Origin of the sequence: Roseburia sp. TF10-5, assembly GCF_003462365.1 — a bacterium.
GTDB lineage: Bacteria > Bacillota > Clostridia > Lachnospirales > Lachnospiraceae > Roseburia > Roseburia faecis.
This window is the reverse complement of the sequence record NZ_QTYW01000025.1, coordinates 14,153-34,908: the sequence shown is the minus strand read 5'-3', so window position 1 is coordinate 34,908 and position 20,756 is coordinate 14,153. Positions and strand designations below refer to the sequence as shown.

General features: G+C 39.3%; 19 protein-coding genes. 1 reads left to right on the top strand and 18 read right to left on the bottom strand.

Annotated elements, in window-relative coordinates; all coding sequences use genetic code 11:
- Window positions 1–17: 17 nt before the first annotated feature.
- From DXD06_RS15735 to DXD06_RS15705, 7 genes are read right to left on the bottom strand one after another with little or no spacing between them, the layout of a single operon-like run.
- Window positions 18–1,058 carry an NAD-dependent epimerase/dehydratase family protein gene (locus tag DXD06_RS15735; protein ID WP_117833047.1) on the bottom strand — a complete coding sequence of 347 codons (1,041 nt, stop codon included), beginning with the start codon at window positions 1,056–1,058 and terminating at the stop codon, window positions 18–20.
- Between the two features lie 26 nt (window positions 1,059–1,084).
- Window positions 1,085–1,813, bottom strand: a complete 729-nt coding sequence (gene ispD, locus DXD06_RS15730) for a 2-C-methyl-D-erythritol 4-phosphate cytidylyltransferase (RefSeq protein ID WP_055262269.1) — start codon at window positions 1,811–1,813, stop codon at window positions 1,085–1,087.
- A 33-nt stretch (window positions 1,814–1,846) separates the two neighbouring features.
- Window positions 1,847–4,552: a CDP-glycerol glycerophosphotransferase family protein gene (locus tag DXD06_RS15725; protein WP_055262270.1), complete on the bottom strand. Its 2,706-nt coding sequence runs from the start codon at window positions 4,550–4,552 to the stop codon at window positions 1,847–1,849.
- 10 nt (window positions 4,553–4,562) lie between these two features.
- Window positions 4,563–5,360, bottom strand: a complete 798-nt coding sequence (locus DXD06_RS15720) for an ABC transporter ATP-binding protein (protein WP_055262272.1) — start codon at window positions 5,358–5,360, stop codon at window positions 4,563–4,565.
- A gap of 14 nt (window positions 5,361–5,374) precedes the next feature.
- Window positions 5,375–6,151, bottom strand: coding sequence for an ABC transporter permease (locus tag DXD06_RS15715; RefSeq protein ID WP_055262422.1), 777 nt, complete (start codon window positions 6,149–6,151; stop codon window positions 5,375–5,377).
- Between the two features lie 29 nt (window positions 6,152–6,180).
- Window positions 6,181–7,929: a LicD family protein gene (locus DXD06_RS15710; protein ID WP_055262274.1), complete on the bottom strand. Its 1,749-nt coding sequence runs from the start codon at window positions 7,927–7,929 to the stop codon at window positions 6,181–6,183.
- A 1-nt stretch (window position 7,930) separates the two neighbouring features.
- Window positions 7,931–8,986, bottom strand: coding sequence for a glycosyltransferase family 2 protein (locus DXD06_RS15705; protein WP_055262276.1), 1,056 nt, complete (start codon window positions 8,984–8,986; stop codon window positions 7,931–7,933).
- A 168-nt stretch (window positions 8,987–9,154) separates the two neighbouring features.
- Between DXD06_RS15705 and DXD06_RS15700 the strand changes: the two genes are divergently transcribed.
- Entirely contained in the window at window positions 9,155–10,873 is a 1,719-nt protein-coding gene (locus DXD06_RS15700) for an MBL fold metallo-hydrolase (protein ID WP_055262278.1), read from the top strand.
- Between the two features lie 197 nt (window positions 10,874–11,070).
- On the opposite strand, the gene DXD06_RS15695 is transcribed toward DXD06_RS15700, so the two are convergent.
- The 11 genes from DXD06_RS15695 to DXD06_RS15645 form a co-directional block, all read right to left on the bottom strand.
- Window positions 11,071–12,423, bottom strand: coding sequence for a sugar transferase (locus DXD06_RS15695; RefSeq protein ID WP_117833045.1), 1,353 nt, complete (start codon window positions 12,421–12,423; stop codon window positions 11,071–11,073).
- A gap of 49 nt (window positions 12,424–12,472) precedes the next feature.
- A complete protein-coding gene (locus DXD06_RS15690) occupies window positions 12,473–12,736 on the bottom strand; it encodes an HPr family phosphocarrier protein (protein ID WP_117833043.1) in 264 nt (87 codons plus the stop codon).
- Window positions 12,737–12,748: 12 nt separating this feature from the next.
- Window positions 12,749–14,098, bottom strand: coding sequence for a phosphoglucosamine mutase (gene glmM, locus DXD06_RS15685; protein ID WP_117833041.1), 1,350 nt, complete (start codon window positions 14,096–14,098; stop codon window positions 12,749–12,751).
- 28 nt (window positions 14,099–14,126) lie between these two features.
- Window positions 14,127–15,434, bottom strand: coding sequence for a CdaR family protein (locus tag DXD06_RS15680; RefSeq protein WP_117833039.1), 1,308 nt, complete (start codon window positions 15,432–15,434; stop codon window positions 14,127–14,129).
- A complete protein-coding gene (gene cdaA / locus DXD06_RS15675) occupies window positions 15,400–16,305 on the bottom strand; it encodes a diadenylate cyclase CdaA (protein ID WP_117833037.1) in 906 nt (301 codons plus the stop codon). The genes DXD06_RS15680 and cdaA overlap by 35 nt, the downstream gene beginning before the upstream one ends.
- A 46-nt stretch (window positions 16,306–16,351) precedes the next feature.
- Window positions 16,352–17,401: a hypothetical protein gene (locus tag DXD06_RS15670; RefSeq protein WP_117833035.1), complete on the bottom strand. Its 1,050-nt coding sequence runs from the start codon at window positions 17,399–17,401 to the stop codon at window positions 16,352–16,354.
- A gap of 26 nt (window positions 17,402–17,427) precedes the next feature.
- Window positions 17,428–17,820 carry a hypothetical protein gene (locus DXD06_RS15665; protein ID WP_117833033.1) on the bottom strand — a complete coding sequence of 131 codons (393 nt, stop codon included), beginning with the start codon at window positions 17,818–17,820 and terminating at the stop codon, window positions 17,428–17,430.
- A 156-nt stretch (window positions 17,821–17,976) separates the two neighbouring features.
- Window positions 17,977–18,387, bottom strand: coding sequence for a flagellar protein (locus DXD06_RS15660; RefSeq protein WP_117833030.1), 411 nt, complete (start codon window positions 18,385–18,387; stop codon window positions 17,977–17,979).
- Window positions 18,388–18,397: 10 nt separating this feature from the next.
- Window positions 18,398–19,138 (bottom strand): ComF family protein, encoded by a 741-nt coding sequence (locus DXD06_RS15655; protein WP_138347240.1) that lies wholly within the window; start codon window positions 19,136–19,138, stop codon window positions 18,398–18,400.
- Window positions 19,107–20,300 carry a homoserine dehydrogenase gene (locus tag DXD06_RS15650; RefSeq protein ID WP_022045425.1) on the bottom strand — a complete coding sequence of 398 codons (1,194 nt, stop codon included), beginning with the start codon at window positions 20,298–20,300 and terminating at the stop codon, window positions 19,107–19,109. Before DXD06_RS15650 ends, DXD06_RS15655 begins: the two co-directional genes overlap by 32 nt.
- Window positions 20,301–20,305: 5 nt before the next feature.
- On the bottom strand, window positions 20,306–20,749 hold the full coding sequence (locus DXD06_RS15645; protein ID WP_022045424.1) for an ACT domain-containing protein: 444 nt from the start codon (window positions 20,747–20,749) through the stop codon (window positions 20,306–20,308).
- Between the last annotated feature and the right edge of the window lie 7 nt (window positions 20,750–20,756).

Here is a 20,756-nt window from a genome sequence, read left to right as displayed (position 1 = left end):
TATACCACCACTTTAACTTATTTCATCCAGCATATCATTCGTTTATAAGCTTCAACTAACCCAATTTCCGGTTTCCATCCGAGTTCTCGCATCTTTGAAGCATCTAGCCACATTTTTACCGGTGGTGCATATCCAAGTGATACACTATCCTCTGGTATATCAATAACCACCTGTATCTTTTCTCCTGCAATCTCTCTTGCAACGAGCTCTGCCATATTCCGAATTGTGATATGGCTATCCTCATTTGCTATATTATATGCTTCCCCAGCTTTTCCTTTCACTAAAAGGGTCATAATAGCGGCAATAGCATCTGCCGTATATACATAATTACCTTCGGACTCTCCAGTCGTATGCAGTACAATATTTTCACCTCGCATCACGCTTCTTGCAAATTGTGCAAACACACGATTTTCTGTTGGAAGAATTCCCGCACCAAAAGTCTGTGCCAGTCTCGCGCTGATTACATTTACTCCATACTGCGCCGCATATGCAGTACACAGACATTCACACATACGTTTTCCTTCCGGATAACAGCTTCGAACATTCTCAATATCAACATAACCTAAGTCCTTTTCAGCAGTTTTTCCACCTACTGTCGGCTGTCCATAAATTTCCATTGATGAAATATAAATAAATGCTTTCGCCTTCTTTTCCACTGCAAGTTGAAGCATTTTTTCTGTTCCATCAATTGACGTACAAATGGTACCTACCGGATCAGACACCATTACTTTCGATGCTGTCACTGCTGCAGCATGAACAATATAATCACAATCTCCTTCACAGTTCACTTTTTCTTTTGTCAGGTCTGCCACAACATAAGTTAACGCATCTGTTTTTTCTTCTGCAAAAATCTTATCTGCCTTTTCAACATTACGTACTACTGCATAAATCTTTGCACCAAAATTCATGGTTCGATTTGCATATAGCAAATATTTCACAATCAAAGAACCAATCAAACCTGTTGCTCCAGTAATCACAAATGAACTATTCCGCAACGCATCCCATGAAATATCCCGTTTTGTAATCTTGTCAAAATCTTCTTCTAAAACATCTTTCATATCGGGTCTCCTAATCTAAAATGAATTTAATCTTCTAAACCATAAATCTGCGCTTCTTCTTTTGCATCCAACAACGCACGCATCGTATAAAAATCATCTGGTGTAGTAATCTTAATATTTTCCTGTGGTCCTTCGATCAAATATAATTTTTTACCATAATACTGCATCATAGAACAGGAATCAATAAAATCAAACTTATTCTCTGCAATTGCTTTACGGTGCGCTTCAATAATTTCATCAAGATAAAAACTCTGTGGTGCACGAGCCAGACGCGTATCCGCACGATTCGGAACATCCTCGATAGAATTATCCTCTGCAACAACCAAAACGGTTTCTTTTACTTTAACACACGTAATGGAAGAACCATGCTTCTTAACCGACTCTATATTATCTGTAATTGTTTTCTCATTAATAAGTGGGCGAACTCCATCATGTATAAGTACAATAGATTTTTCTCCACAAGCAATTTCTTCTGCTGCTTTTAATCCATTATAAATGGATTCCTGACCACTTGCCCCTCCTGAAACAACCTTCTTCACCTTATGGATATTAAATTTTTCCAAAAGTTCCTGCAGATAAGGAATCCACTCCTCCAGACATGCAACTGTAATTGCATCAATTTCCGGATGATTCTCAAACAATTCCAGTGTATGAATAATAATAGGTTTTCCATACACATCAATAAATTGTTTGGGTTTCACGCGACTATTCATACGTTTCCCCACACCACCTGCAAAAATTACTCCAATATTCATGATAACATCTCCCTATTTTTTATTTTATATTATTTATATATGACAATAAGGTAATACCTTCTTTTTCTGATAATCAACCATTATCTCATAAATGCGCTTACAATTATTATGATCATTATAATAAAAAAAATCATCCGCACGGCGCACATATTCATCTTTCATTTTACATCCATTCGCCATGTATTCACACAATAATTCTATCAATTCATCATTATCATGTGCAATTTCGCCAAATGCCATCGTATCGTAGAAAAACGTTCCCTCCTCATAATGCTGCGGAATGTCTTTATGATGCAGATATACCAGTGGCTTTCTCATATAGGCAAAATCAAACTGGATACCAGAAAAATCAGTTACCATCAGGCTTGACTCGCGAAACATCGTCTCATAGCTCATGTCCCCAACCGCAGGAATAATATCTACATAATCATTCCTATCAAAATCATTTACCTGTGCGCTCACAATAGGATGCAGTACATATTTAATCCGATAACCGTATTTCTTCGCAGCATCAATCAGTCGCGGGTCATTGATCAAAGAATTAAATACCTGAAAATAAGTGCTTTCTTTAAACAATGGATTGTAATCTCTCTGTTCTCCTTCACTGGTACGTACCGGTACAGCTGCCTGCATGCGCCATGTAGGACTGATCATAATCTGCTTCTTATCATCATTTTTAAGTCCATCGTAACGTGGTACTCCCGTAAGTTTTAACGCATCATAACCTACATAATCATAAATTGGTTTAGAAAGATTTTCTATTTCATATTTCGATGCACAAAAATAAAGTCTGGTATTATCACGCAAACGATTCTGTGCAACCGCAATCTTCTGTACAGACATACCATGTTGTACACAGCATACATGAAAATTAACAAGATCACGTACATAACTTGAATTCGGAAGTCCGTAATTATTAAAAGCAAAAACCGTTGAATTTGAAATAACCATCATATCTGCCATAAGAAATACAAGACGATGCTTAATGCTTCCTCTTACAAGCGGCTTATATCCTGCTTTCTTTAATCGCTTATAATCTGTTGTATGCTTATCAATCAGATAATAATGTTTATTCCCATCTTTTTGGTCAACAGAATATCTATACAAATATTCAGAAGAATCTCCGCCCTTATAAATCTTGTCCAGATACATCCAAATCGGCTTATGCTTCATAATTGGTCGCATCATAAAATATACTTTTCGAATTACAAGAAACAGCCATGCCCGTTTATTAAATGACAAAAACATTTCTTTTGATAACTTATGTTCCTGTTTTCTCTGCTCCCTTTTCCCTATGGCAAGAACTCTGATACCTTCTCCATTCTTTATTGCCATATACTTTTGTACATTACCAAAACACCAGTAACTGTTTGCAAAAGCACCACTCATTCTGCTAAAATGAGATTCATAGGAAAAATTAATTTTTATTTTTTCTCCGCCAATATCTGCCACGCAAAACAATTCACACTCTTTCACTTTATCCAAAGGAAAATCTGCATGGAACGAATGACCTTTGTATACACTGACACCAAAAATTTTTGTCAATGCGTATCTTCCATTATATTTCAAAGAATATTTTTTCCCATTAAACAGCATAAATATATCATCTGACATTGAATATAGAATAGGATGTATCGTTCCATCAATGCTCAACATATTATTTTCATAATTCATAAAAAGAATATTTGTTTTTAAATTTGTAATCTTATTGAATACTGTATTTTTTGAACCATAATAAACATTTCCCGACAAATATCTTTTTTCAAATTTAAAATCCCCCCCATATTTCAAAATTCCACATAACCATTTCATAGAATCTGTCAGATGACTTTCCTTAATTTTCTGACAGTCAAACATGATATCATCTTCTATATACTGGAACGCCTGTCCCATTCTCTCCAAACAAAGTTTTTCCTGTCCCTGTGAAATTACATGTTTGTTCCGATTATTTAAATTACTCATTATTCGGCTTTTCACTGTAAACATAAAATGATACTGAATAAAACTAGGAACTTTTCCGTATTTTTCTTTAAGATTCTTTAAAAAAGGTATCCAGAACTCTGTAAATGACTCCTCATACCATTCCCTTTTGTAAATTCCTTCATAAAAAGTGCTGTTGCCCTCTTGTACCTCAACACTCTCATAAATTTGCGAATTAAGAAAAATAAATTTCTTTTCTTTTGCCATTAAACGTAAGAAAAAATCTTTCTCCGTCTCCATCCCCAATGTTTCGTCAAATTTATTTTCCACAAAAACTTTATTGCTCAGAAATGTACCTCCAAAATAAAATGGATAACAATAAAATTCTTTAGTCACATCCTGCACAACTATTTTCTTATTCATTTCATCCATTGCAAACGCACCACCTGTTCCATCAGGCATTACCTTACGCAGCATAAATATATTATTTTTTGAATATTTTTCTGAAATCTCCTGCACCTGTCTCAAAGTACCTGGTGTCCATCTATCGCCTCCATTAAGATAGGTAATAATATCACCTGTTACATGTTTTTGTGCATGTTCATACAATGAGTTTTCATTTATCAGTGCATATTTATCTGCTTTAATTTTCAGCGTTTCTAATTCAGAAATAAATCTGTTCTTTTCATCATTCTCCTTTTGATAAATTAAAACCTGTACATTTAAATCTGCAGCAATTATTTGTTCCTTTAAGCATTGTAAGGTAATTAAATTACTATTTTCATCGGCTGACAATTTCCAAATTATTGATATATTCATCTTAAGACTCCTACTCTTTCTTTGCCGTAGATTTTTTTATTTTCTTCTTCGGCACTTCTTTTTCTCTTTCCTCTATCATTTTTTCATACACCGATGCAATATCATCAATTTCACCAAATGCAATCAATTTTCCATGATCAAGTATCATAGCCTTATTACATATCCGTTTAACCTGATCCAGTGAATGTGATACAAATAAAACTGTCACCCCAGAATCAAACATACTCATAACTTTTTTTTCACTTTTTTTACGAAATTTTGCATCACCTACCGATAGTACTTCATCTAAAATAAGAATTTTAGGAGAAACAATAGTCGCAATTGAAAATCCCAATCTAGACTTCATTCCGGATGAATAATTTTTCACTGGAACATCAATAAACTCGCCCAATTCAGAAAATTCGACAATCTCATCATATTTTTCATCAATAAATTGTTTTGTATACCCAAGCATTGCACCATACAGATAAATATTTTCTTTTCCCGTATATTGTTTTTCAAATCCCGCTCCCAATTCCAACAGCGGCGCAATTTTTCCATGTTTTTCCAACGTTCCCTCCGTTGGCTTAAATACTCCAGCAATTACTTTTAATAGCGTACTTTTCCCAGCACCATTCAATCCGAGGATGCCAACCCTTTCTCCCTTTTTAATTGTAAGGTTAATATCTTTCAATGCCCAAAATTCATTATATTGGATCTGATGGCGTAACGACTGGATTACATAATCCTTCAAACTGTCAACTTTTTCTTTGCTTAAATTAAATTTCATTCCTATATTTTTTAATACAATAGCATCTTCTTTGCTCATAGAACACTCCATTCTTATATTTGTAGGATGAAATCATCCTGTTTTTTAACAAACATTATCAATCCTACCACCATTGTCACTACACTAAATCCCAAAGCGTATAAAAAATAGTGAACATTCATCAATCTACCAAAAACAGCATCCCTGAAAATACTGATTATGCTATACAACGGATTAAACTTTAAAATCCATGAAAAACTACTATCAAGGATTTTCTCTGGCTGATAAAAGATCGCACACATATACATAATCAACATCAAAGCAACTCCCCAAAGATATTCCATATCACGAAAAAACACCCCAAGTGTTGCAAGAATAAAACTACAACCAATCGAAAGAAGTAATACAAGAATCAAAGCAATCGGTGCCTGGATCAGATACCATGTTGGTCGAACATTTAATACAGCAGCCACAACAACAAGAACAATCAGCGAAATTAAAAAAATAATATAATTATATAGAATGCTTGACAAAGTATATAAATATTTTGGTACATATACTTTCTTAATCATAGCCGCGTTTCGTCGTATTGATGTCAACGCTGATTTAGTTGAAGTTGAATAAAAATTATACAAAAGACGTCCGCAAAGAATATATACAGAAAATTCTTTCGTACGTGTTCCTAAAATTGTACCAAAAACGATTGTTAACACAATCATTGTCAATAACGGCTCAAGCAATGACCAGATAATACCAAGATAGGATCGTCTATACTTTAATTTAATTCCTTTTTTTACCAGTTCCCATAACAAAAAACGATAATTAACAAATGATTCTATATATTTTTTCATAATTACCTCACTTATCTTGATTTGAATAGTTAAATCTCTATACTGGAATCGGCCCATACTTTCATCTGATGATCCCTCCGTTTCTTTTCCGGTGGCAATTTCATATAATCACCAAAAATCTGTGTCAGATATTTTTCGTATCCTCCGGGAGCAAAATACTCGTGATTTTCAAATAATACTCGCGTGAACTGCACTACCTCATCATGTAGGCACCGTTCTCCCACCCCATAGATTCCATATGTAATTGCCCCAACATATTTCGCTGTATCATAATCATATCTGGAAGCAATTTGATTCATCTTTCGGATAATTCTCGGATAACCAACACATCGCATTATAAGAACCAGAGGTGTTTTTGCAATAATATGTCCAATTGATGTTCCCTTGCCAATTTTAGCTCTTGCATTCTGGATCATATAACGCATCCTTTTCATCTTCCTCGATAACCGTATTGCCTCTTTTTCGTCTTCCGGCCATCCATCCTGTGGAAAAATATCTACGAACAAATGCAATACCTGACATTTTTCGCGAATGTATTGCGAACTGTTTCGTTCTAAATACGTTCCTGTATGAACCAGTTCGCAATACGGATTAGAGAGTGTTCCCTCTTCACCGGAAATTGCCAGCAAATGCCCATTCACCGGATTTGTTTTTACAAGTTTCAGAAATCTCTCATAATCCGGTCTCGGCATACCAACATCGATGTCATCATCCCAGGGAATAAATCCCTTATGTCTCACTGCCCCTAACAAGGTTCCTCCAACCAAATAATATCTCAGCTTATATTTTTCACAATAAGCGGCAAAATCATCCAGCATTCCTACCAAAACCTGTTGTATTTCTTTCTTATCCAACAATCTTGGTTCCTTGTATTGTCCCAGAAGTTTCAGATCATAAAGCACGTGATGTTCTCTCTTATTCTCCGGTGGTAATGTCATGTAATCACCATATAATCTGGAAAGATAATTATCATAATCTTTCGTAACACAAAACATGTTTCCTTCAAATTCCATCTTTACAGTATCCATATAAGGATGCCTCGGGTATAATTCGCCGAAAAAATGTTTTCTGCCTGATGGAATGGTAATATATTTTGAATCATCATCTCTGCAACGTGCCATTTCCATCTGTACTTTTTTATATAAATACTTGGGATTCAATGCAAACAACCAACCAATACAACGCTTTATAAACATCACACAACCAGCCTTACGGTTTCCGCGTGCGAGTTCCTTAAACTCATCTCTCCAAGCGTACATTCTGTAACAGGACAAAAAAAACAATCCAGCCTGAACACCGACTCCGTGTCGTAGACGCTGGAGCGGATTATCATAAGTGTTTTCTATAATAAAGATGTCTATTTTGATTCCACATTGTTCCTTTTTCTGATTTCTGTATTCTTGAAAGACCGTATTCTTTCTGTGTACCTGTATAAAAGAACTCAGATAGCCTTCTGTATACATTGGTGCTTCCACATAATACTTGTCCGCATAATTCTTCTCAATTGCAGCAAGCAATTCTGGAATATATTTTCTTGGAATATTAAGATCCACATCATCATCCCAGGGAATAAACCCCCTATGTCTCACTGCCCCCAGTGCTGAGCCTCCTCCAAGCATATATGGTATCTCATTTTGTTCGCACAATGTAATCACATCGATTGCAATTTCCAATACAATCTTCTTAATTTCTGTAATTTCACCAATATTCAGATGATGTAGTCCAATTTTCCTAGACAAATTTTCTTTCAACAATTCATTTGTCTGTAATATCGCCATATTATCTTCCTGCCTTCAACTTTGCAAAAAGCTTCGTATTGTGTTCTTTTACGAGCGTAATAACAGCCGATTCAAGCCATGTAAGATAGGTGTTCTTCCAACGAACCGGAATCAGCATAATCTTCATATATTTTGAACGTGGCTTTGCAATTTCTAGCGCCTCATCTACCCGTGGATTATGAAGCATCTTCCTGATTTGTTTCCGCTGCTCCCTGCCGGATAATGTGCACTTTGAACTCGTTACATTCGCGACACAGCCTATCATCCGCTCAATATAACGTCTCGCAATCATTTCTTTTGCAGGCATACTGTCTATGTTCCACTCTTTATACAGATCTAAAAGCCAACCATGTTCTTCCTCCCGCTTTTCATACATATTGGCACAATACGCTGCCGTTTCTGACTCTGCACGCGCCCTGATGAAATGATAATAAGCTTTCGTTGAAACCACAACAGATTTCACATTTCGGATATAACTAATATTAAACGGAAAGTCATCCCACAAAGTCTGTGGAAAATATAATCCATTCTCTTTTATGTAATCCAATCGATACAATTTATTCCACGGAGTATACAACATATTTCTATCATAATACCGATATGCCTCTTCACGGAAAGATTGTGCATTTGTAAAAACCCTATCATCTACATATATTTTCTCACTCAAATGCCTGTTTCCGTAATACGTGTCAATGTAGAAACCACAGACCACAAGCTGTGCCTGATACTTTTCAGCCATATCATACATATCCTGAAGCATCGTTTTTTCTGCCCAGTCATCTGAATCCAGAAAATAAACATATTTTCCCTGTGCCAGATCAATGGCTGTGTTTCTTGCACTCGGTGCCCCACCATTCTCCTTGTGGATTACCTGAATACGCGAGTCTCTCTTGGCATATTCATCACAAATTTCCCCACTCCGATCCGGAGTTCCATCGTCCACAATAAGAAATTCAAAATCCATAAAGGTCTGTCCCAATATGCTTTCAATTGCTTTCCCAACATATTCTTCCACCCGATATACAGGCATAATAACGCTGATTTTAATATCTCTCATGTGTAACTCCTTGTTTCATTATTATATTTTATCATGCAAAACAAAAGCTAAAAACAGCAGTTTATCTTTAGTATAACATAAATATGAGTAAAGGCAATCTGTTTAATTCCCAAAAAATGCTGAAATTCCTCTGAAAATTTGTTATAATACAATAGACAGGAGGACAATATGAAAAAGGAACTACCTATTATATTAATTGCATTTATTTTTATCTTATCTTTTTTTACACCGCTGACTGTATCAGCATCTCCAATTTCGGAAATGAATATTTACGCCATCTACCTTGATTCCCCAGAAAAAGGAGACTGCGTTCTTCTTGAATCTAGAAGACATGCTTTATTAATTGATATCGGTCGCTATAGTCATGCACCAACCATTCTCAATCAGCTCCAGACGCTTGGCTTAACCCATGTCGATATATGTTTTAGCCATTTGCATTCCGATCATACCGGTGGAACTTCCGGAGACTTCATTGCGGGATTAAAATTTCTCATCAACTCCGGCATCACTGTCGACAATCTGTATCTTCCTTCCCGAAGCTACTCTGCATATAGCCAACGATATCAAAAAAAATTTGATGAAATTCAAAATTCCGTATCGGCATACACAAATATACACTATTTACGTGTAAACGACCAATTAACAATCGGCGATATTACAGGCAAAGTAATCGGTCCTGTAAACCCTGTAGATTATATGCCACATATTGATTCAAACGGAAACGGTTACACAACCTATGAAAACAACACTTCTCTTGCAATGATTTTCAGTTGTGGCAATACCAGATATTTTACTGCTGGTGATTGTTATAAGGATGAAGCAGAAGCGCTTTGTAATTATTATGGCGATGCATTAAAATGTGACATTATGAAATTATGTCATCATGGTACAACTAGTGGAAACACTCAGCGGCTTATTAACGCTGTTCAACCAAAATATTCTTTCGCATCAAATATATATTATGATGACAAAGCAGAAGATACCGGATACTGGAAAATATACAAAGCTTCCACCCGTGCTTCAAAATACGGAATGTGTTATGCTGTTGGCACCGAAAAAAAGACCTTAATCTATCATATCGTAAACGATAAGATCACCTTATATAAAGGATCTCAAATATCCTCTAATAACCAATTGAAAGGATGGCAACATTTCTTCGGTTCCGATGGTGTAAACATGAATTATAATACATATTATTTTGACAAAAATTGTCAACCGCTTATTGGTACTCAAAAAATTGGAAAGCACTACTATTTTTTTGACAAAACCGGATTAATGCAATATGGCAAATTTACTTCCAATAATACATATAATCATTGGCTCACTTCACAAGAAGGCAAACAATATTACACTCTTACAAACGACCGTAAATATGCTTATCTTACTGTCGGATTCAAAGAAATAGATAACTCATTATATTATTTCAACTCAAATGGTTACCTGTATATTGATCCATCATATGCCAATGATGAGACAGATGAGGATGATATGATAATTACCCAAATCGGAGCAGACTATTATGCAATGAATAGTATCGGAACTCTCCTGTCAGATGATTGGCTAGAACAGGATGGATTCTATTACTTCTTCAAAAAAGACGGAAAAATGGTTTATGACTGTCTCTACACCATAGAAAATACATCCTATCTATTCGATACGGATGGCACACTTATGACAGCTGATGGAGTAAAATACGATTTTGTATCCTGGAAAAAAAGATTATATGCCGTAGATCACAATGGTATTATTGTCAAACAAAACATCGTCAAAATTAAAGGTCATAAATATTACTTTGATTCAAACGGAGTATTAGTAAAAAACCGGAAAGTCGTATGGAAAGGTCATAAATACAAATGCAATTCTAAAGGTATAGTCAAAAAACTCTGATAATTTTCAGCAATTAAAAACATATCCATCAGGAACCACCGGCTAAGCCGGTGGTTTATTCACTCCCCCTATAGCAGCTTGTTACCGGTGATTCTAAAGACCTGTCAAGTAAGACCGACAGCCATTAACATTTGCTTATTAAAAACAACAGCAAAATTTGAAATTTCAAATTTTGCCGTTATTTTATTTATTCAGTTTTACTTGATTGCAGTGGTCTGATCCTGATCCACGCCTTCCGTGTTTTCTTTCTGGAACAAAATCTTAAATGTCAGGAATAAAATCTTAATATCCATCCAGACAGAATAATTTTCGATATAAGTCAGGTCCAGTTTCAGCTTGTCATACGGTGTCGTATTGTACTTTCCATACACCTGTGCATATCCGGTAAGCCCGGCTTTTACTTTCAGCCGCAACACAAATTCCGGGATTTCTTCGGTATACTGATCCGCAATAATCTGCCGCTCCGGCCGCGGGCCTATAACCGACATTTCTCCTTTTAAAATGTTAAACAGCTGTGGAAGCTCATCAAAATGAATGGCACGGATGACACGCCCCACTGGCGTAATGCGCGCATCTCCTTTGGCTGCTAAACGTGCTCCCGCATCCTCGGAATGTGTGGTCATGCTGCGGAACTTGTAGATCATAAACGGCTCTCCGTCTTTGGTCAGACGCTCCTGCTTGTACAATACCGGACCATGATCATATAATTTAATGCAAAGTGCAATCACAATCATAAATGGCGAAGCAATCACAATTCCGATCAGGGAAATAACAATATCCATCAGACGTTTTACAAACAGATCTACAATGCCAAGCCCCTGATTCCGGGACAGATACAGTGGCGTGTCAAACAGATGAATATCATCCGCTCCGCGGAACAGAATGTCCGAAATCTTTGGTGTAACATATGTGCGGATAGATTCCTGATAACAGTATTTCATAATCTGATTACGCACTTCAGACGGCAGATCACACAGAACCACCGCATTATATTTCTGAATCATCGGATACAGCTTTTCATAACCAATCCGGTAACTTTCCGCTGCACAGATATTATACTTGTCTTTTCTTGTGTTGATTTTTCCGATCAGATCATCCGGCGAATAATTTCCATAAATCACAAGCATCTGACGCGGCGGATACAGACGTGTATATGCCTTTCGCACCAGTACGACCCACGGAACGATAAATATAATCTCTGTTACCGTCATCAGAAGCAATGGCTGTGGCGGCAGATAATCGTTGGCGACCAGACAGATCTCGAAATACGCAACAATCATCGCAAGAACCACTGCCAGTATCTGGGATAATATAATATCCGAAATCCGCATATATCCGATCCGGTATCCTCCAAATATCTTCGTGAAAAAGAACACAAAGAGTACATACATACCAATCACTGCCCAGTTACCTCTGTTGAAAAAAGTATTCGCTTTATCCAGCATCGGAATATAGAGCATATACCATACCCATCCGAACATACACGCTTCCACCGCAAGCGATATGATATTCGCCGTAAAATTCAATAAATGCTTGTATTTATCTTTCATTAAAACTTTCCTCTAACATGTAGTTTTCCGGTTGTACCCCGCAAAAATTTTATTCGCCCAGTCCGCTTTCCACATAAGCGACCAGTTCCCGAAGTGCTCCCTGTTCATCTTCTCCGTCACAGATAAGTGTAATCTCATCTCCGGATTTGATACATGCACCCAGGACGCTGAGCACACTTTTGGCATTTGCTGTATTTCCGCTGTACTCGAATGTAATCTTGCTTTTATATTTCATTGCTTCTTTGCATAAATTTCCTGCCGGACGTAAGTGCAGTCCTGTAGGATTAATAATTTTTACTTTTTGGGATACCATAAGAACTCCTCCTTATAACATAACTCTGGTAATCAGTTCTGCCAGCTGTTTCGCTTCCTGCTGAATGACTTCCTGATCTTTTCCTTCGATCATGACACGAACCAGCGGCTCTGTACCGGACGGGCGGATCAGAACCCTTCCCTCTCCGGCAAATTTTTTCTCCAGTTCGCCGATTGCTTCTGCAATTTCTGAATACTCCATGTAACTTTCTTTTTTATGGTTTGGCACTTTTGCATTGACCAATGCCTGTGGCAGCACCTCCATGATCTGTGCAAGTTCTGATAATTTCTTTTTGGTTGCCACCATCACCTGCAATAAGTGTAATGCGGAAAGAAGTCCGTCTCCGGTTGTGTTGTCATCCAGAAAAATCACATGACCGGACTGCTCTCCTCCGAGATTATATCCGTTTTCCAGCATATTTTCAAGAACATAACGGTCTCCGACTTTTGTTTTCTCCACATGAATTCCCTGTTTTTCTCCCATCAGACTGAATCCCAGATTCGTCATCACGGTGACAACAATGGTGTCCTTTGCAAGTTTTCCGTTTTCTTTCAGGAAATTTCCGCAAATCGCCATGATCTGATCTCCATCTACCAGCTTTCCGTTTTCATCTACAGCAAGCATACGATCCGCATCCCCGTCAAATGCAATACCGATATCTGCCTTTTCGGAAACAACTCTTGCACACAGTTCGTCCATATGGGTAGAACCGCAATTGGAATTAATGTTCGTTCCATCCGGATTGGTATGAATAGCGATCAGATTTGCCCCCAGATCTTTCAGCGTCTTAACCGAAGTATAGGAACTTGCGCCTTCTGCACAGTCCACAACGATCTTCAACGCAGACAGATCTACCGGAACCGTCTTTTTCTCAAACGCAATATACTCATCCACAATATCAAACCGATACTCAACCCTGCCGATTCCCGGTCCGATCGGAAAAACAACGTCTTCCATATCATTCCGGATCAATGCCTCGATTTCGTCCTCCAGCTGATCGGATAATTTATATCCATCTCCATTAAAAAATTTGATTCCGTTAAATTCCATCGGATTATGGGAAGCAGAAATCACAACCCCTGCATCTACTTTATGTTTCCTTGTAAGATATGCAATTGCAGGTGTCGGGGCAACTCCCACAAAAATAGCATTTGCTCCGACTGAACAAATTCCTGCCATCAATGCATTTGCAAGCATTCCTCCGGAAATTCTTGTATCACATCCAATGATGATTGTCGGCTGGTGGGACTGTTCCTTTGTTAAAACATAAGCGCCCGCCTGACCGAGCTTCATTGCAAGTTCAATTGTAAGCTCTGTCCCCGCAACTCCTCTGACTCCATCGGTTCCAAACATTCTTGCCATAATAATTATAACTCCTTTATATACTTTACTATTCGCCGGTATCCTCACCGCTGTCTGTCGAAGTATCTCCGTCCTGTGTATTCTTCGCTTTCACGGTAACGCTGACAGTAATCGGCTGATATGCATAATGATCTTCATCCAGTTTCAGTGAAAGTTCCACCTGATGCATTCCCTCGCTCAGCTGGGAGGCATCAATGGATGCTGCCAGCTCCGATGCATTCAGCTTATTCAGATCATCCTGCAGCCCACTGATCGTCACAGAAACCTGTGCCTTATCAAAAGATAAGTTCAGGCCGTCCGGCAGACTGTTCACCCTGATATCAGATGTCTGCAGATGATAGGTTCTGGACGCATACGCTTCAATTCTGACGGTTACCGTAACGGATGCCGCAGAAGAATCTACCAGTTCCACGCCGTCCGGCAGATATTCGGAAATATCAATCGTTGTCTTTACATCTTCCCTTGCCCCGCTCACATTGATTACGTTTGCCGGAATTTCAAGTGAAACAAGCGGATTGAGTACATTGGATGCCCCTTTCAGTTTCACAGTATCCGGTGTGCTGCTGATCTCCACTACACGATATTCCCCGTATGGGGTTCCTGTTGTCGAAAATACAAGCGGTACTTCCTTTACACTCAGTATTTTTGCCGAAATCGTCACTGTCGTATTGCTCAGCTTCAGCTGGGTGGTATCCACTTCATTTCCATCCGAATCATAGAGAACCGGAATCACATTATCCGTCAGATTCGATGACATTCCATCCACATCAATCGTAGCCACAACCTTATCTACTTTTTTCACAATAGATGCCGGTCCCGACACGTTCAAAACATTCGGGTTTGTCACGGAAACTTCTCCGAGGGCATATCCCGCTGCCACTTTTCCGCTGGTGTCCGCAGAAATCATAAATCTTCTGCTCATGAGATCTTCCAGAGAAAGTTCCATATATTTGTTTTTATTGTTAATGCTCACGGATGTATACGTCCGCTTGGCACTGATCTCGATCGGAACACTTGCCTTATTCCCCTTGTCATTTATGATCAGACGGTTCATATCTGCCACCGCAGAGAAATCGGTGTCATCAAGTTTTTCAAGTTCACTGCGTTTTCCGGTCACAGTAAAGGTAACCGTGTTGGTTCCGTCCAGCACTTCATAGCACTTGTTCATATCTGTAACTGCGGACGCATTTTCTACCGTTACATTTGTTGTAAATGTTTTTGATTTTTTCGGATCATCAATATTATATACAACCAGCCATAAGATAAATGCAAGAACTACAGCCAGAATTTTAAAGCCCAGATTATTCACCAAGGTTTTTAGAATCTTTTTTGCCATTCATAAACCTCCTTTTCAGCAGTCTCAGTTTGGTCACCTGTTGATTTCTGTTCTGCAGATACTTTAATTTGCCTCTCAGAAAATCCGCATTGACATTCCGGTAAATCTGTCCCCGCATAGCGATTGATACCTTACCGGTTTCCTCCGAAACTACGATCGTCAGTGAATCGCTCACTTCACTGATTCCTACAGCTGCACGGTGTCTGGTTCCCAGATCTTTGCTCAGTGTCATACTGTCCGACAATGGCAGATAACAGGTCGCGGAAACCACACGGTCTCCACGTACAATAACAGCTCCGTCATGAAGTGGAGTATTTTTTTCAAATATATTAATTAACAGCTGGCTGCTGATAATTGCATCAATATCAATTCCTGTTCTCACATATTCATTTAACAGGATTTCATCTTCTATTACGATCAGGGCACCGGTTTTTACTTTCCCCATGGCATAACAAGCCTTGATCAGTTCGTCAATTGTGTGGTCGGAAAATTTATTTTCCTCTACTTTTCCAAAGTCAAATAACTTTCCCAAAACATTTTTTCCGCCAAGATTCTCAAGTGCCTTCCGAAGTTCCGGCTGGAAAATAATCACCAGGGCCGTCAGTCCGACACTCAACGTATTTTCTGCCAGCCAGAGGATGGTATTCATCTGAAAGATTGCTGCAACGAGTACAAACAGCAGAATCACGATGATTCCTTTGAACAGATTCCACGCACGCGTATTTTTAATCCAAAGCAGAATATGATAAAACAGGAAGGAAATGATCAGTATTTCCACGATATCCACAAAGGAAAAAGAGATATCCGGCATACCGAACAATCCTGTTGCATTGTCATAAAATTGGCTTAATGTTCCCAGAAAATTTTGCATCTGGCTCCTCTTTTCTTCATTTCATTATTTTGATGCTTCGTTCCCCTTATTTGAGTAAATCCTCATCAATGTCCAGTTCTTTCGCAATAACCTTCCGGCTGTTCTCTTCCTCTTCCGGAGACAGCACGGATCTGCTATGGTCAATCCGCTTTCCCATGCTTGCGGTATTTCCGAAATGTTTTACCGTAACCTCACGGACAGCGACCGTTTTCTTCGGCACAGCCTTGACATAATAATAGTAATCATCATCCTCAAACTGCACCCGTTCGGTCCGCGCATAATCCAGATTCATAAACAGAAACTGAAGGATAAATGCAATAAGCAGGGAAATAATATTGCCGGCTATCAGCCATAATGTCTTTCCTGTAACTCCAAGAACAATATAACCTACAAATAATCCGGCAATCTGAATAAGCGCACCGGAAATAATTGCCAGTGTCCAGGCATTATCCACTTCCATCCGGCGTACCAGATAAACTACAATGGCAGTAATCACAAAGATAACGATTACCAGATACATTTCTTTATTTCCCAGAAACTGCCCCACCGAAATATCAAATTTGGAAGAAGACTGTTCCTCATCTGCATTTGCCGCACTCATCAGTGCTCCTGCATTCCGGTGAATTCCGTCCAGGAAATAATAGACAACCGTACCGCATACCACTCCGATCACGGAATATGCACTGCGCAGCAGGCTGCTGCCAACCGGCATCACATACGGAATATGCAGTTTAAAACACAGCGGTGTAAGCACAACCGTCAGTCCGTCTTTCGGTGCGAAACGAAAATATACAAAGAACAGAATCGCAAACAAAATCAGTGCGGTAAGTGCTACTTCCATGGAAAGCGCATACATATCCGCAAGCACCACAATTGCGCCAATCCATAATATGGCACCAGTCGGCAGAATGGCACAGACAAGCGCCAGCAGTAACGCCACCGGAAACCGGCTGATTTTCTCCATGAATCCGATATTGGTATTGATCACGGTAAAAAGAGCCAGTGCAACGGCAAATTTTACGATCGGATACAGATATGTTTCATATTTACTGTAAAACCGGATCAGCTGATCCTTTATTTCCAACAACTTCGTCATAAATCCTCCCTGTTATGCCCCATCCTTTATTTTTCTTCCCGCAGTAATCTGCGCGCTCTCTTCAGATGATTTCCATATGCTTTCATCTTGCGATAGCCTTTTGCATACCGGGCACAATAGATCAGTGCGGTAATCAGAAGATACACGATCATAAATCCGGCATATGCAACAATAAGTTTCGGGACGAACGTCGTAAGATCCACGCGATTGATCCATTTCGTAATTGTATCAATATCCCCGAGTCCCCAGAACACAATCAGAAGAATAAATGTGATGGTTCCCGAAAAGAAACTTTTTACAATTTCTTTTCCTACATAGTCCCACATCGTATATTCTCCCGCCTGATGATATTTTTTATTTTCATATTCATCAAATGCTGCAAGATGATATAATTCTTTTACCCGTTCTTCACTGATCATAGATAACTCCTGTCTCGAACGCATCTCGGAATTTGGACACAATGATGCATTATTTGCTATTATACCATAGATAGTTCTTTTTTCAAAGTCTGTTTTCCAATCGCCCGTTTCCATGAAAAAAGCCCCGGAAATATCCGGGGTCTGGTTATTTGTCCACTATTCATTTTTTAAATATCTCATACGGTCCCTGTCTCTGGTAGAGCGTAAGTCTTCCATCTTAGGTTCCGGTTTCTGATAGGCATTCTGAAATTCGTTTGCCATTCTTTCCTTGCATTTATCACAAAAGCGTCCCGTGCGGATCGGTTTGCCACATTTTTCACATACAATCCCTGCTTCCGTAGCCGAGGAAAGAATCAATCTTTCTTCCTTTACCCACTGCCGGATCTGTTTGGTTGATATATCATTATCCGTTGCTGTCTGTTCTACCGAAGCACCCGGATGATCCTCGAGATACTGTTTGACTTCATGAAATTTATCTTCCAATTTCTTCTGACATGCCGGACAGATACGCTCATTGTTCAAAACATTAAACAATCTGCCACACATTTTACAATTTCTTACTTCCATAGTATCCCTCCTAAAAGCCTCTGCCAATGCAGGCAGTCAGCACATAAACCTGTTCCGCACCCGCTTCTTTTAATCTCTCCGCTACAGCTTCTACTGTAGATCCGGTTGTATAAATATCATCCACAATCAGAATTCTCTTATATTTTACTACATTATCCGAACTCTGAAAAGCATTTTTGACATTATTTTCTCTTTCTCTGCCATTCAGTTCTTTCTGTGGCCGTGTATCTTTCACCCGGATCATCAGACGCGGAATACACGGAATATCCATTTTTTCTGACAGTGCCCTGCCAAAAAGCGCAGCCTGATTATATCCGCGATACCGTTCTTTTTTCGAATACATCGGTACCGGAACGATTGCTTCGATCCTTTTTTCCCGCATCCAGTTTTCCCAGCGCTGCATGGCTTCCTCCGCCAGAAAACGGGCATATCTCCTCCGGTTTGCATACTTAAACCGGTACATGGATTTCTGCACAGCCCCACGATATACAAAAAGCGATCGTCCTTCTGCAACAAAAGAACGATGCTTTCTGCAATTCTGACAATATTCTGTTTCGGTATCCGCAAGCGGGCTTCCGCAATGATAACAGTACGGCTGCACAACGGGATACAATTTTTTCCGGCACGCTGCGTGAACATTTCGCTGTCTGCGGATATCTGCCGTTTCCAGCAGACGGTCGCATACAAAACAGCGTGGCGGAAATATACATTCCAGAAAATTATCCAAGACGGATACGGTTTCGAACTTCAATCTGTGCTGCCGCTTTTTCAAATTCAGCCTCTGTCATATCTTTTGTAGTAAATCCAATCTCTCCTGCAATTCCGGCATCTGCATATTCTACACTGCCAAATGCATTTTCGATTGTTTCCTTACCGGAAGAAGTGCGTACAAAGAAACTGTTTACACTGTCTTTGTAATCTACCAGTGTCAGTTTTTCCGGTGACCAGTCAATGTAAATATTGGTATTTTTGTGCTTTGTCATATCCACGATATCTGCTACTACTGCACTTGCTGTCGGAAGCTTACCTGCTCCGCTGCCGTAGAACATTGCATCGCCCAGTACATTTCCATGTACGAAGATTCCATTGAACACACCGTTTACTCCGCAAAGAGGATGCTCTGCGCTGAGCATGAAAGGAGCAACCATACAACTGTAACTGTTTCCGACTTTACGGCTGGATGCAAGAAGCTTAATGGAACGGTTCAAAACCTTTGCATACTTAAAATCATCTGCTGTGATCTTTGTGATTCCCTCACAGTGAATATCCTCAAAATCTACCTGCCGGCCACACACCAGAGAAGTTAAAATGGCAATCTTGCGGCACGGATCATGTCCTTCGATATCCGCAGTAGGATCTTTCTCTGCATATCCCTTTTCCTGTGCGTCTTTCAGTACCTCATCGAAATCTGCACCTTCCTCTGCCATTTTTGTCAGCATGTAGTTTGTGGTTCCGTTTAAGATACCTGTAATCTCTTCAATCTCATCGGCAGTCAGACATTTATTCAATGGACGGATAATCGGAATTCCGCCGCCTACACTTGCCTCAAACTGAAAGTTCACGTTGTGATCCCGTGCAATTTTAATCAGTTCCGCTCCCTTGGCTGCAACCAGGTTTTTATTGGAAGTGGCAACCTGCTTTCCAGCCTCAAGCATTGCCTTTACAAACGTATATGCAGGCTCCACGCCTCCCATGGTCTCTACTACGATGCCGATCTCCGGATCGTTTACGATCGTCTGATAATCATGTACAATGGCATCTTCCATAGGGTCTCCCGGAAATTCCCGCAGATCAAGAATATATTTGACATCAACCGGTTCTCCCGCACGCTTTGTGATCTTTTCCTTGTTAATTCTTAATACATCTACAACACCGGAACCAATGGTGCCGTAGCCCATAACTGCAATCTTCATTTTTCTTACTCCCTGGCTAATATTTTTGCATAATGAATCCCCTGCACAGATTCAATACTGTTTCTCATATCCTCCACATTGCCCGTCGCAGGGAACACATCAATACTGAGCGACAATGAAGCAATTCCATTAACCGGAACGCTTTGATGAATCGTCAGAATGTTTGCATGAAATTCCGCAATTGTTTTTAATACCATGGATAACAGCCCCGGTTCATCATCCAGCTGGATCACCATATTGACCGTTTTTCCTTTTGCATTTTCATGATATGGAAATATATCGTCCTTATATTTGTAGAAAGAGCTTCTGCTGATCTGTACCATCTCTGTGGCTTCCTGCACAGACTCCACTTTACCGGAATCCAGCAGCCGCTTCGCTTCCACAACTCTGAGCAATACCTCAGGCACGGCTTTTGCCCGCAATACGAAGAAAGATGCCTTCTCGCCCATCCTGATT